The organism is Acidovorax sp. GW460-11-11-14-LB4, from assembly GCF_059423685.1.
In genome coordinates this window covers 12843-28298 of record NZ_JBWKYJ010000063.1, presented here as the reverse complement: position 1 = coordinate 28298, position 15456 = coordinate 12843, and the positions used below count along the sequence as shown (strand labels likewise).

Annotated in this window: 16 protein-coding genes; 10 read left to right on the top strand and 6 right to left on the bottom strand. The window is 68.0% G+C overall.

What is annotated here, in order from left to right; all coding sequences use genetic code 11:
• A partial coding sequence (locus tag AC07X4_RS18885) for an acyl-CoA synthetase (RefSeq protein WP_494740954.1) occupies positions 1-1924 on the bottom strand: 1924 nt, incomplete at its 3' end.
• 272 nt (positions 1925-2196) lie between these two features.
• Between AC07X4_RS18885 and pssA the strand changes: the two genes are divergently transcribed.
• On the top strand, positions 2197-2823 hold the full coding sequence (pssA, locus tag AC07X4_RS18880) for a CDP-diacylglycerol--serine O-phosphatidyltransferase (protein ID WP_056057700.1): 627 nt from the start codon (positions 2197-2199) through the stop codon (positions 2821-2823).
• A gap of 42 nt (positions 2824-2865) precedes the next feature.
• The gene (locus tag AC07X4_RS18875; RefSeq protein ID WP_494740953.1) at positions 2866-3708 is read left to right on the top strand and encodes a PhzF family phenazine biosynthesis protein; all 843 of its coding nucleotides are present in this window, start codon (positions 2866-2868) and stop codon (positions 3706-3708) included.
• Between the two features lie 118 nt (positions 3709-3826).
• Here AC07X4_RS18875 and AC07X4_RS18870 read toward each other — a convergent pair whose 3' ends face one another.
• Positions 3827-4708: a LysR substrate-binding domain-containing protein gene (locus AC07X4_RS18870; RefSeq protein ID WP_494740955.1), complete on the bottom strand. Its 882-nt coding sequence runs from the start codon at positions 4706-4708 to the stop codon at positions 3827-3829.
• Positions 4709-4774: 66 nt separating this feature from the next.
• On the opposite strand from AC07X4_RS18870, the gene AC07X4_RS18865 reads away from it, so the two are divergent.
• Both AC07X4_RS18865 and AC07X4_RS18860 read left to right on the top strand, forming a co-directional pair.
• The gene (locus AC07X4_RS18865) at positions 4775-5920 is read left to right on the top strand and encodes an MFS transporter (RefSeq protein WP_494740952.1); all 1146 of its coding nucleotides are present in this window, start codon (positions 4775-4777) and stop codon (positions 5918-5920) included.
• 55 nt (positions 5921-5975) lie between these two features.
• Positions 5976-6488, top strand: coding sequence for a hypothetical protein (locus tag AC07X4_RS18860; protein ID WP_494740951.1), 513 nt, complete (start codon positions 5976-5978; stop codon positions 6486-6488).
• Positions 6489-6590: 102 nt separating this feature from the next.
• On the opposite strand, the gene AC07X4_RS18855 is transcribed toward AC07X4_RS18860, so the two are convergent.
• The gene (locus AC07X4_RS18855) at positions 6591-7514 is read right to left on the bottom strand and encodes a DMT family transporter (RefSeq protein WP_494740950.1); all 924 of its coding nucleotides are present in this window, start codon (positions 7512-7514) and stop codon (positions 6591-6593) included.
• Between the two features lie 173 nt (positions 7515-7687).
• Between AC07X4_RS18855 and minC the strand changes: the two genes are divergently transcribed.
• From minC to yccS, 4 genes are all read left to right on the top strand, one after another.
• Positions 7688-8452, top strand: coding sequence for a septum site-determining protein MinC (gene minC / locus AC07X4_RS18850; protein WP_056057065.1), 765 nt, complete (start codon positions 7688-7690; stop codon positions 8450-8452).
• Between the two features lie 47 nt (positions 8453-8499).
• The gene (gene minD / locus AC07X4_RS18845; RefSeq protein ID WP_099731593.1) at positions 8500-9315 is read left to right on the top strand and encodes a septum site-determining protein MinD; all 816 of its coding nucleotides are present in this window, start codon (positions 8500-8502) and stop codon (positions 9313-9315) included.
• Positions 9316-9317: 2 nt separating this feature from the next.
• Positions 9318-9584: a cell division topological specificity factor MinE gene (gene minE / locus AC07X4_RS18840; RefSeq protein WP_015011987.1), complete on the top strand. Its 267-nt coding sequence runs from the start codon at positions 9318-9320 to the stop codon at positions 9582-9584.
• A 172-nt stretch (positions 9585-9756) separates the two neighbouring features.
• The gene (gene yccS, locus AC07X4_RS18835) at positions 9757-11955 is read left to right on the top strand and encodes a YccS family putative transporter (protein WP_494740949.1); all 2199 of its coding nucleotides are present in this window, start codon (positions 9757-9759) and stop codon (positions 11953-11955) included.
• Positions 11956-11995: 40 nt separating this feature from the next.
• Here yccS and AC07X4_RS18830 read toward each other — a convergent pair whose 3' ends face one another.
• Together AC07X4_RS18830 and AC07X4_RS18825 are read right to left on the bottom strand one after the other, a co-directional pair.
• A complete protein-coding gene (locus tag AC07X4_RS18830; protein ID WP_116748531.1) occupies positions 11996-12586 on the bottom strand; it encodes an MOSC domain-containing protein in 591 nt (196 codons plus the stop codon).
• Positions 12583-13104 (bottom strand): flavin reductase family protein, encoded by a 522-nt coding sequence (locus tag AC07X4_RS18825; protein WP_015011990.1) that lies wholly within the window; start codon positions 13102-13104, stop codon positions 12583-12585. Before AC07X4_RS18825 ends, AC07X4_RS18830 begins: the two co-directional genes overlap by 4 nt.
• Before the next feature lie 104 nt (positions 13105-13208).
• Here AC07X4_RS18825 and AC07X4_RS18820 point away from each other — a divergent pair, with 104 nt between their 5' ends.
• Together AC07X4_RS18820 and AC07X4_RS18815 are read left to right on the top strand one after the other, a co-directional pair.
• Entirely contained in the window at positions 13209-14000 is a 792-nt protein-coding gene (locus AC07X4_RS18820; protein WP_494740948.1) for an alpha/beta fold hydrolase, read from the top strand.
• Positions 14001-14061: 61 nt separating this feature from the next.
• The gene (locus AC07X4_RS18815; RefSeq protein WP_056057075.1) at positions 14062-14820 is read left to right on the top strand and encodes a YdcF family protein; all 759 of its coding nucleotides are present in this window, start codon (positions 14062-14064) and stop codon (positions 14818-14820) included.
• Between the two features lie 45 nt (positions 14821-14865).
• Here AC07X4_RS18815 and AC07X4_RS18810 read toward each other — a convergent pair whose 3' ends face one another.
• On the bottom strand, positions 14866-15441 hold the full coding sequence (locus AC07X4_RS18810) for a flavodoxin family protein (RefSeq protein ID WP_116748533.1): 576 nt from the start codon (positions 15439-15441) through the stop codon (positions 14866-14868).
• Between the last annotated feature and the right edge of the window lie 15 nt (positions 15442-15456).

Below are 15456 nucleotides of genomic sequence, written 5' to 3'. Positions count from 1 at the left end.
GGCCGGTGGTGACGCGCACGGTGAGGGGCAGGGGCGCGAGCACTTCGCGCAGGCGGGCCTGCAGCGCGTCGGCGTCGGGGCCCGGGGCCACGGTCACGCGCACGGCGTTGTCGCCCTCGGGCTGTACCTGGGGACGGAGGCCGTCCGTGGCTTGTCCGCACACCCCGTCGACCAGCGCCTGCACCGTGTGGCAGGCCGCGCGCTGGCGCAGATCGGGCTTGTAGATCTTGCCCACGTTGGTCACGGGCATGGTCTGCAGCACCTGCACCCAGCGCGGGCGGGCCACGGCCTCGTCCACGCGTTCGGCGGTGAAGGCCAGCAGTTCGGCCTCGGTCACCGCCGGTGCACCGGGCACCAGCGTGGCGTAGACCACGGGCAGCTCGCCCGCATAAGCATCGGGCGCGCCCACGGCGGCGCACAGCTGCACGGCGGGGTGGGCGCCCAGCGCGTCCTCGATCACCTTGGGGTCGATGTTGTGGCCGCTGCGGATGATGAGGTCCTTGGAGCGGCCGCTCAGGTGCAGGCGCCCTTGCTCGTCCACAAAGCCCAGGTCGCCCGTGGCCAGCCAGCCGTCGTGCGTGAACGCCTTGGCCGTGTCGGCTGCATCCAGAAAGCCGGAGAACAGGTTGGGCGACTGGAACAGCACCATGCCCGGCTGGCCGGGCGGCAGATCCTGGTCGGACGCATTGCCCTGCGCATCCAGCCCCACCACGCGCAGCTGGGTGTACGGCAGCCGCCAGCCCACGCAGCCTGCGGGCGCGTTGACGCCCGGTGGGGTGATGGTGGAGATGCCCGCCATTTCCGTCATGCCCAGGCTCTCGTGGATGTGCAGGCCAAACAGACGCTCAAACCGCGCGGCCAGCTCGGGCGCGAGGATGGCTGCACCCGTGCGGCAATAGCGCAGGGTGGAGATGTCGGCCCCGTCCAGCGGCACATTGGCCAGCGCGGCCAGCACCGTGGGCACGGCCGACAGGTAGGTGCAGCGGTAGCGCTCCACCAGCCGCCAGTAGTTGGCAATCACCTCTCGGTTGCGGAACAGGCCGGTGGTGGGGATGATGGTCTCCACCCCCGCAGACAGCGCCGCCAGCGAGCCGGGCAGCACGCCCGCCACATGGAACAGCGGGTAGCCGTTGATGCCCACGTCCTCGGGCCGTATGCCCTGCATCTGCACGCTGCCCCAGGCGGTGAACACCTGCGCGCCGTGGCTGTGGCGGGCCAGCTTGGGCGCGCCGGTGGTGCCGCCGGTGTGGAAGTACGCGGCGATGTCGCTGGCCACAATGCGGCGGCCGCTTACCAGGTGGTCGCCCGGGTGCTGGTGGCGCGCGGCCAGGTCGAGCATGCCTGGGGGCAGGGCGGTTGTTGCGCCCGCTGCCTCGTCGTGCGGGGCTACGCGCAGCACCGTGGTCAGGGTGGGTACCAGGGCGCGCAGGCGCAGGGCCTTGCTCCAGTAGCCCAGGTCGCCCTCGCCGCCGTAGGCAATCAGCACCTTGGCCCGGGCCAAGGTCATCATGGCCGCGATCTTCTCGTCGGTGAGCATGGGATTGAGCGGCTGCACAATGCCCGCCGCCTCGCCACCCCACAGGGCCAGGTGGTATTCCAGGCAGCCGGGCAGCAGCACGGCCACGGCGTCCTGCGGGCCCACGCCCAGGTGGTGCAGCAGGTTGGCTGTCTGGTGGATGCCGGTGAGCAGCTGCGCATACGACCAGCGGATGGGTTCAACGGCCGGGTCAGCGGCGGGCAAAAAGGTCAGCGCCGTCTTGTCGCCAAACGCCGCCGCCGAATTCACAAAGATTTCGTAGGTGCTTTGCACCGGCAGCGCCTCGGCCAGGGGGCGGGCTTCGAGCCGTTCCACATCCTGCAGGCTGCGCACCGGGGCGCCCGGGGCAAAAGGACTGTGCAGGGGGGGCAACGAGGGGTGGCGCATGGGGTTGTCTCGGGTCTTGTGGGGAATCAGGTCGGTCACCGATGGTGCACATATGCGGCGTCGTCCTACCTGGCGGCGACCGCCGCTTGCCCACAGTCTGTCCGTGTGCCAGCGCAAAAGCAGTCACGCAGATGTCAGGGCAGGTCTTCAGGGCATACAGGCGATCCGCTGCGCGATGGACAACAGGCGCTTGACGCGCCGGTGGCGCTGCAGCACACCCATAATGGACCTTGTTGATTGCCACTGCGCGCCCCGCTGCGCGCCTTTACTCCATGAACACACCGCAGCCGCCCAAACGTTTTTCGATGATCCGTGAGTTCCACCTGGCCGACTGGTTCACGCTGGGCAACGCGGTCTGCGGCGTGGGCGCGCTGTTCTCGGTCATGTCGTACCTGGAGACCAGCAATGTGGTGCATGTGTACTTTGCATGTGCCCTGGTGCTGGCCGCGCTGATCTTTGATGTGCTGGACGGCCGCATCGCCCGCTGGCGCCAGAAAAGCTCGGCCATGGGCCGCGAGCTGGACTCGCTGGCCGACGTGATCTCGTTTGGCGTGGCCCCGGCCATCATTGCCTATGGCTGCGGCATGCAGGGCCTGTACGACCGCATCGTGCTGGCCTACTTCGTGGCCTGCGGCGTGTCGCGCCTGGCGCGCTACAACGTCACGGCCGAAACCCTGTCGGGCGACGATGGCAAGGTCAAATACTTCGAGGGCACCCCCATCCCCACCTCCATCGTGCTGGTGGGCCTGCTGGCCCTGGCCGCCTGGTTGGGCGCAGTGCGCGAGAACCTGTGGTTCGGCAAGCTGCTCATCGGCGGCTTCACGCTGCACCCGCTGGTGCTGCTGTTCGCGGTGTCGGGGTCGCTGATGATCAGCCGGATTCGCATTCCGAAGCTCTGAGTCACTCGCGGGGTCGTCCCCTGTTTCTGCACGTTGAACCCCATGGCACTCCAAAAAATCGCAGCGTTCTCCGACGGCCCCCAGGGCGGCAACCCCGCCGGTGTATGGATCGGTGACGCGCTGCCCAGCCCCGCAGACATGCAGCGCATCGCCGCTGAGGTCGGTTTTTCTGAAACCGCGTTCGCCGCCCCGCTGGGCGATGGCCGCTGGCGGGTGCGCTATTTTTCGCCCGAGAGCGAGGTGCCCTTCTGTGGCCACGCCACGATTGCCCTGGGCGCCGCGCTCGCGCAGCGCGAAGGCGATGGCGTGTTTGCGCTGTCGCTGAGCCAGGCCGAGATCACGGTCGAAGGCCGCCGCGCGGGCGATCTGGTGCAGGCGGCGCTGCAGTCGCCCCCTACGCGCAGCGGGCCTGTGCCTGCGGCGCTGCTGGCCGATGCGCTGGCCCTGTTTGGCCTCAGCGCGGTCGATCTGGACCCGCGCATTCCGCCCGCGCTCATCCACGGCGGTGCGGACCACCTGGTGCTGGCGCTGCGCAGTCGCGAGGCACTGGCTGCCATGCACTACGCGCTGGCCGCTGGCCGCACGCTGATGGTTAACGCCAAGCTGGTCACCATTGTGCTGGTGTGGGTGGAGTCCGACCGGCTGCTGCACACCCGCAATGCCTTTGCGTCGGGCGGCGTGCTGGAAGACCCGGCCACGGGTGCCGCCACGGCCGCGTTGGCGGGCTACCTGCGCGACCTGGGCTGGCCGCACGGCGGTGCCATTGACGTGGTGCAGGGCGAATACATGGGCATGCGCTCGCGCCTGCGGGCCGAGATCGGGCCGGTGGCTGGCAGCTCCATCCGCGTGTCGGGAACGGCACGGTGGATGGGCGATGGCGAATGATTTTTGCTATTGAAAATATAGCTGCTGGCACATGATTCACCAGCGCTACCGTCCGATTTGTGCAGAAATCGGGCAAGCCGAGCACGCGGGGCTCTGTACGCCCTGCCCGGTCTCCCGCTCAGGCGCTGATCTCGTCCTGAAGCCACTGCACAAAACGCAGCGTCTCCGGTGACGGGTCCGGCGCCATGCCCAGGTAGTGCCGCGTGAGCGGCAGCCGCAAGGTGGGCAGGGGCGACACCAGCCGCCCCGAGGCCAGGTCGTGGGTGATCAACGACACCGGGGCCACGGCAAAACCCAGCCCATCCACGGCGGCCTGCAGCACAAAGTGCAGGTGGTCAAACTGCAGGCAGCTGGCGGGCTGGAGCCTTGGCGCGTTCACCAGCTTCTTCCAGCTTTCCCAGTCCTTGCTGCGCGATTTGGACAGCAGCAGCACATGGGCCGACAGCGCCTCGGGCTGCGCCACCGGGCGCTGGGCGAACAGGGCAGGCGCGCCCACCACCAGCGCCTCGTCCTCCAGAAACGGCTGCACCTGCATGCCCGGCGGCCAACCGCGTGGGCCGCGCCGCAGGGCCAGGTCGAAGGTCTCGGTGGCATGGTCTGGCGCCAGCGTGCTGGTGATGACCTGGGGTTCGATGTCCGGATGCTGGGCCACAAAACCAGGCAGCCGAGGGATCAGCCACCGCACCGCAAAGCTGGGCCGCACATTGATCTTCACGCTGCGCAGCTCGGCATCGCCCCGCAGCGATTGGGCGGCAGCGCCGATCTGCGCGAGTGCAGGCCCGACCTGTGCGTGGAACTGGTGGCCCGCCGCGGTGAGGAGCACCTGCCGGGTCTTGCGCTCGAACAGGTCCACGCCCAGGTGTGCCTCCAGCGCCTTGATCTGGCGACTGACGGCGCTGTGGGTGACGTGCAGCTCCAGCGCGGCGTGGGTAAAGCTCTGGTGCCGCGCCGCCGCCACAAAGGCGCGGACGGCGTTCAGCGGGGGCAGGCGGGGTGGCATGCGTGCAATTTTGTCACGCATGGCACGCAGCAATATCGTTTGTCGCGCCCGGCACTGCCGCGCACCATGCGGGCCATGCCACAGCCTTCAGACAACGCCTTGGCCTCAGACCACCACTCGCGCCGCGCCGCCTTGGCGCTGGGCCTTGCACTGCCTGGGGACACGGTGCTCTACCTGCTACTGCCGATGTTTGCCCCGGCGTTTGGCGTCACCCTGTTCGAGGCGGGCATTCTGCTGGCCGCAAACCGCCTCGTTCGCATTGCGGGCTACGGGGCGGTGGCGCGGTTCTATGCCCGCCATGGCGAGCGTCTCACCTGCTCGCTGGCCGTGCTGGCCGCCGCCATGTGTGCGCTGGGGTACGCCACCCTCAGCGGCTTCATCGCGTTGTTGGGCCTGCGGCTGCTGTGGGGCCTGGCCTTTGCGGCGCTGAACCTCGCGACGCAGGCGCTGGCCACGGCCGAGCCTGTGGGCGCTGCGCGCCGTGCCGGGCAGTCGCGCGCCTTTGCAGCGCTGGGGCCCATGCTGGCCCTGCCCGCCGGGGGTGTCTGCGCGCTGTGGTGGGAGCCCCGGGCGATCTTCTGGGTGTTTGCCGCCGTCGCGTTGTGCGCCTTGCTGGCCACGCGGCATTTGCCCGCCCAGCCGCATGCTCTGCCGCCACCGCCAAAGCGCTGGGACAGGTTGCCGGGTCGCCTGGACCGCTTTTCGTTCGTTGAGGGGTTGGTGCTGGACGGCCTGTTCATCATCGGCCTGTCGTACCTGGGCCGCGATGTGCTGTCGGGCCATCCGGTGGTTGTGGCGGGGATGCTGCTGTCGGTCCGCTATCTGGCCGAGATCGCGCTGAGTGTGGTGGGTGGCGACCTGGCCGAGCGCTATGGCGCCGAAGTGCTGCTCGTGGGTTTTGCGGTGCTCACGTCGCTGGCCCTGGTGGGTTTTGGCCTGGGGTGGCTGTGGACCAGCGCACTGGCCATCGTGATTTTGCGGGCCCTGCTGCTGCCGCTGTTGCCGCCGCTGGTCGCGCGCCGCACACCGGGGCCGGGGCGCATCCAGGCCCTGGCCACCCGGTCTGTGTGGCGAGACCTGGGCGCTGGTACAGGCCCGGTGCTGGCGGGTGTGCTGCTGCCCATTGCGCCGTCCGCCTGGGTGTATGGCGTCGCAGCCTTGCTGCTGTCGGCCACGGCCATCGCCTGCTGGGTGCCGCGCAGCGAGGGATGAGGCGCCGATCGGCCATCGCCCCCTTTTTACAACCTTCCGTTTTGGAGAAGTCCCCGTGAACATCCACACCACATTGATCCGCTGTGCCGGTGGCACGGTCGACCTGCCCGCGCGGCCCATGAACCACCGCAGCGATGGCGGGCATGTGCTGGTCCACCCGCCGCGCCCCGTCTGGGAACGCAGCGAGCTGACGCCCGAAGAGCTGGCACATTGGTCATGCCTGGTGGCCGCAACGGGCCGGGCCATGCTCGACACCTTGCCGCAGCTCGCCGGTGGCTGCCTGAACTATTGGGAGGCGAGCAACAACGCGCTGAACCCGCTTGCCCACCCCCAGGGGCCGAAAACCCCCGCACTGCACCGCAATATGCACCTGCACCTGTTCGGCCGAAGCCCCAGGGCCACCCACCCGGACTGGCTGTGGGGCGAACCGCCCCGGTTCCCGAATTTTGCGCAGTCTGAGGCTTGGACCCAGCAGTTCACACGGCTGGAGGACGATGAAGGCGCCGCGCTGGGTGCGCGCATTCAGGTGTTGCTGGATACGCGGTATGCACTGAGTCGGGTTGGCTGACGATACCCGCCAGCACACGAGTTGCTATCAAAATTGCAGCTGCTAGTGCTTTTTGATCAGGCGTTAGGCGATGTTTTTATGCAATCTCTTTTGCTACGGGTACTACGCGACCACAGGCCGCCGATTCACCAGCACGATGCCTGCCGCCACCAGCACCAGCGCTGCCACCAGCCCGGGCGTCACGGGCTCACCCAGCCACAGCGCGCCAAACAGCAGCGCAAACACCGGCGTGAGGAACACAAACACCGAGATCTTGGTCGCCGGGTAGTGCGCCAGCATCCACATCCAGGCGAGGTAGCTCACAAACGCACCCACCAGCGCCTGCACCAGCAGCGATCCCCAGGCAAAGCCGCTGAACTGCCAGACCCACGCCTCGCCCAGGCCCAGCGATAGCACTGGCAATACCGCCGTGCTCACCGCCACTTGATAGAAAAGCTGCTTGGCAGGCGCCACGCGTGCCAGGGGCGTGGTGCGGATCACCACCGTGGTCAGTGCCCACATCAGGCCTGCGGCCAGTCCTAGCAAATCGCCCAGCCAGCCTTTGGGCAGCGCCATGCTGGCATGGCCCAGCAGCCCGTCGCCCAGCGCCAGCCCCACGCCCACAAATGCCGCCGCCAGGCCCAGCCACTGCCAGCCCTGCAGGCGCTCACCGGGGATGAAACGCGGCAGCAGCAGTGCCACCCAGAAGGGCGATGCATACAAAAACACCGTGAGCCGCGAGGCGGTGGTGTACTGCAGGCCCAGATAGATGCACGCAAACTCGCCGGCAAACAACGCCCCCGCCAGCAGTCCGGCACGGGTGGCCCCGGCGGGCTCGCCCGCGCCGGAAAGGCCTACACCACGCCACAAGCACCAGACCGCTACCGCGACCGTGGCCAGCGCAAAGCGCACAAAGGCCTGGAACACGGGCGCCACCTCAGCCACTGTGGCCTTGACCAGCACCTGCTGGAACCCCCAGAACATGCAGCAGGCGAGCAGCAGGGAGATAGCCAGGGCGTCGATGTGTGTTTTGCGGGTGGAAGGCATCGGCGCATTATCAAAGGGCGCGGTGGGTCTGCCGGTCGCCTGGGTGCATCCGTTGTCCTTCTTGCAGTCCGCTGTGAATGCCGAAAAAGCGCATACGGACGCTTACACAGGCCCACGGTACACTTTGCGCCTTCTGAAACAGGTTACCGCGCTCCTTTTTCCTATCCCCCCTCATGGCCCTTACGACGGCGGCGCAGTCCCGCTCCAGCTTTGACCTCAAGAGTGCCTCGCTGCCAGTGGTGGCGGTGTTGCTCAAGACCACTGACGCCGCCCAGTTCGTAGCCGATCTGGCCGAGCGCGTGGCCGACGCCCCGGGATTTTTTGACAACGACCCCGTATTGATCGACCTGGCGCCCGTGCGTGAGGCCGAAGCACCCATCGACTTTGCCGCTATCGCAGCCGCGCTGCGCCAGCACAACACCCTGCCCGTGGCCGTGCGCGGCGGCAGCACTGCCCAGATGGAGGCTGCGCGCGCCGCGGGCCTGGCCGCAGCACCTGACGCGCCTCCCGCGCGCGCCGAGGCGCCAGCGCCGGTGCAGGAGGTGGTGCGTGAGGTGATCCGCGAAGTCGAGGTGGAAGTGGTACGCGAAGTGCCCATGCCCGGCCCCGGCACCGTGGTGGTGGACAAGCCCTTGCGTTCTGGCCAGCAGGTCTATGCGCGCGGCGCCGATCTGGTGGTGATGGCCGTGGTGAGCTTTGGCGCCGAGGTGATTGCTGACGGCAACATCCACGTTTATGCCCCGCTGCGTGGCCGCGCCATCGCCGGTGCGCGGGGCAACACGGAAGCCCGCATCTTTTCGACCTGCCTGGAGCCGCAACTGGTCTCCATCGCAGGCATCTACCGCACCACCGAGACCGAGCTGCCTGCCGATGTGCGCGGCAAGCCGGCCCAGGTGCGGCTGGAAGGCGAGAAGCTCCTCATCGAGCCGCTGGCCTGAGCCCTTCATTCCCCATTCGTACCAACCCCACAGAGAATCAGCAACACATGGCCAAAATCGTCGTCGTGACCTCCGGCAAAGGTGGCGTGGGCAAGACCACCACCAGCGCCAGCTTTGCCACCGGCCTCGCCCTGCGCGGCCACAAGACCGCCGTGATCGACTTTGACGTCGGCCTGCGCAACCTGGACCTCATCATGGGCTGCGAACGCCGCGTGGTGTACGACCTCATCAACGTCATCCATGGCGAGGCCAACCTGAACCAGGCGCTCATCAAGGACAAGCAGTGCGACAACCTGTTTGTGCTGGCCGCCAGCCAGACACGCGACAAGGATGCGCTCACGCAAGATGGCGTCGAGAAGGTCCTCAAGGACCTGGCCGCGATGGACTTTGAATACATCGTCTGCGACTCGCCTGCCGGCATTGAAAGCGGCGCCCTGATGGCCATGCACTTCGCCGACGAGGCGCTGCTGGTGACCAACCCCGAGGTGTCTTCGGTGCGCGACTCCGACCGTATCCTGGGCATGCTGGGCAGCAAGACCAAGCGTGCGATTGACGGCGGCGAGCCCATCAAGGAACACCTGCTCATCACGCGCTACAACCCCAGCCGAGTGCAGGACGGCCAGATGCTGAGCCTGGAAGACATCCAGGACATCCTGCGCATCAAACTGATCGGCGTGATTCCCGAGTCGGAAGTGGTGTTGCAGTCGTCCAACCAGGGCACGCCCGCCATCCATGCCCAAGGCACCGACGTGTCCGAGGCGTACAAGGACGTGATCGACCGCTTCCTGGGGCAGGACAAGCCGCTGCGTTTCATTGACGCCGAAAAGCCCGGCTTCTTCAAACGCCTGTTCGGGAGCAAATAGCCATGGCTTCTTTTCTGTCCTTCCTGCTCGGCGAGAAGAAAAAAACCGCCAGCGTTGCCAAGGAGCGGCTGCAGATCATCCTGGCGCACGAGCGCAACGGCCGCAATGCGTCCGAGCCCGACTACCTGCCCGCGCTGCAGCGCGAGCTGGTGGCGGTGATCTCCAAGTACGTCAAGATCAACCCCGACGACCTCAAGGTGCACCTGGAACGCCAGGACAACCTGGAAGTGCTGGAAGTCAAGATCGAGCTCCCCGATACCGTGCGATAGGCAGCCACCGCCACCGGGCCACGCACTCCCATCGTGCCCCGGTATCGCGCCCCAGACCCTGCCCCGCAACCCTGCGCGGCAGGGTTTCTTTTTGGGCCGGCGTAGCCTGATTTGGCCTGACAATTGCTAGATGTACTAGGGTAATCCCTAATTTCACGGCAACAAGGCTCCTGTGGACACAACCTGGAAACTCAGCTGGCAGCGTGCACGCAACCACGAAGGCGTCACGCGCGGCGCGCGTGCCTTGGTGGCCTTGGCCGCCGTGCTGGCCTATGGCTGGTGGGCCGACTGGCAGGCCGAGTTGATGCCGGTGCTGCTGGGCGTGATCGCCAGCGCGCTCACCGAAACCGACGACAGCTGGCGCGCACGCCTGCGGGCGCAGTGCCTGGCGCTGGCGTGTTTTGGCCTTATGGCGGGGGCAGTCTGGGCGGCGGTGTCCTGGCCCTGGGTGCTGATGGGGGTGATGGCGCTGCTGGCCTTCGGCATCACCATGCTGGGGGCGCTGAGCGAGCGCTACCGCGCCATTGCCTTTGGTTCGCTCATCCTGTTCATCTATGCGGGGCTGGCCGCCCACAGCAGCCGTGCGGGTGCGGGTGACGCCATCCCCCGCATGCTGGCGGGTGCGGCCTGGTACGGCGTGGTGTCGGTGCTGTGGCATGCCGTGCTGCCGCGTGCACCGGTGCGCTACCGCCTGGCCAAGCTGTACGCCATGCTGGGCGAATACCTGCGCCTGAAGGCGCTGTTGCTGGAGCCGGTGCGGGATGTGGATCTGGAGCGCCGCCGCATGGCGCTGGCACTGCACAACGGCCGCGTGGTGGACGCCCTCAACGCCACCAAGGAGAGCCTGATCAGCCGCATGGCTGCGAGCGCCCCCCCGCTGTGGCTGCAAACGGCCATGCACCAGTACCTGGCGGCGCAGGACGTGCATGAGCGCGTGAGTTCGTCCCACGAGCATTACGACCTGCTCGCCCAGTCGTTTTTTCACAGCGACGTGCTGTACCGCTGCCAGCGCGTGCTCACGCTGCTGGGCGAACAGGCGCTCAAGCTGTCGGTGGCCATCGAGGCGCAGTCGGTGCCCCAGCACTGGGGCGTGACGGCCCGTGCCATTGAGGACATGCAGGCCGCCGTGGCGCACCTGCAGTCCCAGGCGCAGCCCGCCGGTGCCGCGTCCCTTCCCGCCCAGTCCCGGGCGTCGCGGTCACTGCATGCGTTGGCCGACAACCTGACCGCGCTGGCCGGGGTGTTTGCCGGTGCGCTGGCGCTGCCAGCTGGCAACGCCGAAGTGGCGGTGGACCACGCACTGTTTGACCGCGAGCCCCGCAGCCTGCGCGATGCCTGGGCACGCCTGCGATCGCATTGGCAGCTGCAGTCTCCCTGGCTGCGCCACAGCCTGCGGCTGAGCCTGTCCCTCATGGTGGGCTTTGCCCTCATGCAGGCCACGGCCGATCCGCACGGGTACTGGATCTTGCTGACCATCGTGTTCGTGAGCCAGCCGCAGTACGCGGCCACGCAGACGCGGCTGATGGAGCGCGCCAAGGGCACTGCCATGGGGCTTGCGCTGGGGTGGGCGGTGATCCAGCTGTTTCCGGGCGAGCTGGTGCAGGCCGCCTTGCTGGTGCTGGGGGGCGCTGTGTTTTTTGGGGCGCGGCACACCCGCTATACCTTGGCTACGGCGGCTGTCACCACCTTGTTGCTGCTCAGCTTTCACCAGATAGGCGCGGCCAGCGGCGTGATCTCCGCGCGCCTGCTCGATACCGTGGTCGGCTGCGTGATCGCCGCCGTCGCCTCATGGCTGGTGCTGCCGTCGTGGCAGTCGCGCCACTGGCCCCGGCTGGCCGCCCAGGTGCTGCAGACCCAGGCGTTGTACCTGCGGGAGATCCTGGCGCAGTACCAGGGTGGCAAGTGCGACCACCTGGCCTACCGCCTGGCCCGGCGCAATGCCCACAATGCGGATGCCGCACTGTCCAACTCTTACAGCGCCATGCTCAAGGAGCCCTTGCATGTACGTGGCAACGCCGAGGTGGTGGGGCATTTCCTGTGCCTGTCGCACACCCAGCTCAACTACCTGTCGGCCCTGGGGGCCCAGCGCGGTGGTGCGGCGGCCCAGCCCATGGACGAGGCCACGCGTGAACTTGCGCAAAGCCTGCTGGCGTCCCTGCAGCAACTGGCGCTGGAGCTGCAGCGCGCGCAGCAGTCAGGCCGGGTGCGCAAGTCCCACAGCGCCCCGGCAGTGGCCCAGGTGTTGCGCGAGTGGGGCACGGTACCGGCAGCGCCCAGCGCGCACAGCCTCATGGCGGCGCAGCTGCAGCTGGTGGGCAAGGTGTTCCCACAGCTGCAGGCGCAGGCGCGCCATCTGGTGACCACGGAATAACCTGGGTGGAGTGCGGCGCGCGAATGCTGCCGCAGCCGGGTCAGCGTGCGTGCTTGGCGAACTTGCCCGCAAATGCCTGGGCAATGCTCAGCCCGCGTTGCCCCGCGACCAGCGTGGCGGTCTGCCCGGCGGCGATGGTGCCGGGCCGGTCCACCGCCAGGTAGTAGCCGCAGCAGCCCGCCACCGCCATGGCGCGGCCGGCCTGGGCAAAACCCATCACGGCATTGAACTTGAAGCATGGCTCGCGGGGGGCCGTCACGCGCAGCACGCAGTCCGGGAAATGCCACTCATCGCCCACAAACACCTCATGCTCCAGCGGTCCGTCAATGGTGAGGTTCTCGCCCATGAAGCCTGGTGGCAGCGCCTCGTCGAACAGGCTCACGCCCCGTTCGCGGCGTTGGGCCTGCCAGAACGCATAGTGCGCAGCGGGGTAGGCATACACCGCCTTGGCCAGACCGCCGTGCACGCTCAGGTCGGCCTGCTCGTCGCCCGCCAGCCCCAGTGGGCCCACAGACACGGGGTCGGTGACGGATGTTTTGCCGATGGCGGTGAGCACCGACCGCTCGCCCACCTTCAGGCGGCGGGCGGAGCCGACGTTCACGTGGCGTACTACGATGAAGGGCGCCGTCACAGCGGGTGCTCGGTGTAGAACTTGCCGCCGTGGTACAGCAGCGGCGACGCGCCCTCGCGGTGCTCGCAGCGCTCCACCTCGCCCACGAAGATGGTGTGGTCACCCTCCTTGTACTGGCTGCGGTTGAAGCACTCGAACGTGGCGGCGGCACCGGCCAGCAGCGGCGCGCCGCTGATACCGGGGCGGTGCTCCAGGCCGGCCCAGCGGTCGATGCCGCGGGTGGCGAACCGTTCGGCCAGGTCTTTCTGGTCCGCTGCCAGCACATGGATGGCGTAGTGTGAGCCGTTGGCAAACGCCGGCATGGTGCTGGCGCCATGCGACAGGCTCCACAGCACCAGCGGGGGCTCCAGCGACACCGAATTGAACGAGCTGGCCGTGAGCCCCACCAGTTCGCCCGCGGCATTGCGGGCGGTCACGATGGTCACACCCGTGGCGAACATGCCCAGCGCATTGCGGAATTCGCGGGTCGAAAAGCTCGGCGGCAGGGCGAGGGCGGGGCGGGGGAGCGATGGGTTCACAAAAGCGGCGCCAGCGGTGGCGGCGTGGGGGCAAGCAACAGGACCTATTATCAGGCGCCACCCTCCGCTGCGCTGTTGCGGGGTTTACTTCTGCTTTTCACCGCATGGCTGCACTGCTCCCTACCTTCACCACCCTCGGCTCCGGCCCCACCGTGCTCATGCTGCACGATGCCGACGGCGACCACCTTACCTTTGCGCCTCAGGTGGAGACCCTGGCCACTGCCGGCTACCGGGCCGTGGCCTGGGACATGCCAGGTTATGGCCGTAGCGCGCCCGTAGAGCCCTACACCTTCAAGGCACTGGCACAAAGCTGCCTGGCGCTGATCGACGCGCTGCGCTGTAGCCCTGTCACGCTGGTCGGCCACGGCATGGGCGCCATGGTGGCGCTGGAGGCCGCCGTGCGCGATGCGTCCAAGGTGCGCCGCATGGTGCTGTGCGCAGGCGGCCCGGCGCTGGATGCCCAGGCCGTGCAGGACTGGGTGGCACCGCGCGAGCAGGCCCTCAAGGCCCTGGACGCGGGCGGCAGCATGGAACAACTGGCACAGACCCTGGTGCCGCAGTGCATCGGCACCGGCGCCCTGCCCGAAGGCGTGCGGCTGGCGGGCCATGCATTGGGCCAGGTGTTCCCGGGCGCTTACCGCCGCGCCCTGGAGGCCCTGCACACGTTTGACCGGGGTGCCGCCGCGCTGGCGCACTTGGCCATGCCGGTGCTGCTGGTGGGCGGTGATCAGGACCGGTGCACTCCCCCCGCAGCCTTGCAGGCGCTGGCCCAGGTGTTGCCCGATGCGCAGACGGTGCTGCTGCCGCATGTGGGGCATTGGCCCCAGCTGGAAGACCCCGAGGGGTTTGACGCTGCGCTGCTCGATTTTCTGGCCCACCGGCGCACGCTGCACTGACCCTTTTGATCTTGGCTCGCCCGGCCGCCGCGCCCGGGCATGAACGCTGCCTTCTTTCTCCATGTTGTTTGCCCTCAAGAAAATTCTGTCTGCGCTGCTGTTGCCGCCGGTGTCCAGCATCGTGCTGGCGCTGTTTGGTCTGTGGCTGGCGCGGTACCACCGTCGCACTGGCAACACGCTGGTGGTGCTGTCGCTGTTGTCGGTGCTGGTGTTGTCCTGGCCGCCGGTGTCGGACGCGCTGGTGCGCAGCCTCGAGCGCTACCCCGCCGTCACGCCGCGCCAGTTGCCCGAGGCGAAGGTGCAGGCCATCGTGGTGCTGGGTGGCGGCGCCGACACCGTGGCGCCCGAATACGGGGTGGACGTGCTCAGCCGGGGCGCACGCGAGCGGGTTCGCTATGCCGCCTACCTGCAGCAGCAGACCGGCCTTCCTATTCTGGCCACGGGGGGCTCGACGGGCGGCACACGGGCCGAGGCCCTGGTGATGAAGGATGTGGTGGAGCGGGAGTTCAAGGGCCGCGTGCGCTGGACCGAAGTGGAGTCCCTCGACACCCGCAACAACGCCGAAAAATCGGCTGTCCTGCTCAAGGCCTCGGGCATCGAGCGCATTGCGCTCGTCACCCACGGCTGGCACATGGTTCGGGCGGCGAAGGACTTTGAACACGCCGGGCTGCAGGTGCTGCCTGCGCCCATGGGCTTCAAAGGGGGGCAGTCACGCAAGCTCTATCGCGTGCTGCCCCGCGCATCGGCCCTGTCCGACAGCAGCCTGGCGCTGCACGAGTGGCTGGGTATAGTGGCCCAGCGTGCTTCGCTGGACCGCTGAGAGCTCGTTGACGATCCCCTGAGAGATCGTCCACAGGCTCTGAGATCAGCCTGCAGCGGGTGTGACCAGAAAGCGGCTGGCCGCCTCCACCGCCTGCGCATCGGCCTGCACGGCGCCCGGGGTGCCGCCCTTGCCCCACAGGGCGCCGCCCCAGGTCATGGACAGGAACTGCGCACACAGCGCCACCGAATCGATCATGGGCTGGGCCTTGGTGCGGTCGCCGCTGGTGGTGATGAGAGACAGCGTCTTGCGGCCCATGGCGTCCTTGAAGTCCAGGCCGGGCACGCGCATCCAGGCGCTCCAGTGGTCGAGGTAGGTTTTGAGCGGCGAGGGGATGCTGTACCAGTACACCGGCGCCACCCAAACGATGTGGCTGGCGGCCAGCGTGGCGTCCAGAAGGGTTTTCATGTCGCCCTCAGGCGGTGCGTAGGTGCCGGTGGTGTGGCGCTGGTCCACAAAGGGCGGCAACTGCATGCGTGCGAGGTGGTGCCAGGTTTGCTCCGTGCCCGCAGGCAGGGCCGCTGCGGCCTGCCGCGCCAGCCATTCGGTGTTGCCGAGGTGGCCGGGTTCGCGGGTGGAGGTGGTGAGGAAGAGGTAATGGGGTGCAGACATGGCCGGCATCGTAGCGGCACCGGC

Coding starts and splice junctions, on each gene's coding strand:
- AC07X4_RS18870 (WP_494740955.1), bottom strand. CDS start 4,708: ATGCCACCCCGCCTGCCCCCGCTGAACGCCGTCCGCGCCTTTGTGGCG.
- AC07X4_RS18810 (WP_116748533.1), bottom strand. CDS start 15,441: ATGCCGGCCATGTCTGCACCCCATTACCTCTTCCTCACCACCTCCACC.
- AC07X4_RS18820 (WP_494740948.1), top strand. CDS start 13,209: ATGGCTGCACTGCTCCCTACCTTCACCACCCTCGGCTCCGGCCCCACC.
- AC07X4_RS18855 (WP_494740950.1), bottom strand. CDS start 7,514: ATGCCTTCCACCCGCAAAACACACATCGACGCCCTGGCTATCTCCCTG.
- AC07X4_RS18865 (WP_494740952.1), top strand. CDS start 4,775: ATGCGGGCCATGCCACAGCCTTCAGACAACGCCTTGGCCTCAGACCAC.
- minE (WP_015011987.1), top strand. CDS start 9,318: ATGGCTTCTTTTCTGTCCTTCCTGCTCGGCGAGAAGAAAAAAACCGCC.
- AC07X4_RS18815 (WP_056057075.1), top strand. CDS start 14,062: ATGTTGTTTGCCCTCAAGAAAATTCTGTCTGCGCTGCTGTTGCCGCCG.
- AC07X4_RS18875 (WP_494740953.1), top strand. CDS start 2,866: ATGGCACTCCAAAAAATCGCAGCGTTCTCCGACGGCCCCCAGGGCGGC.
- pssA (WP_056057700.1), top strand. CDS start 2,197: ATGAACACACCGCAGCCGCCCAAACGTTTTTCGATGATCCGTGAGTTC.
- minD (WP_099731593.1), top strand. CDS start 8,500: ATGGCCAAAATCGTCGTCGTGACCTCCGGCAAAGGTGGCGTGGGCAAG.
- minC (WP_056057065.1), top strand. CDS start 7,688: ATGGCCCTTACGACGGCGGCGCAGTCCCGCTCCAGCTTTGACCTCAAG.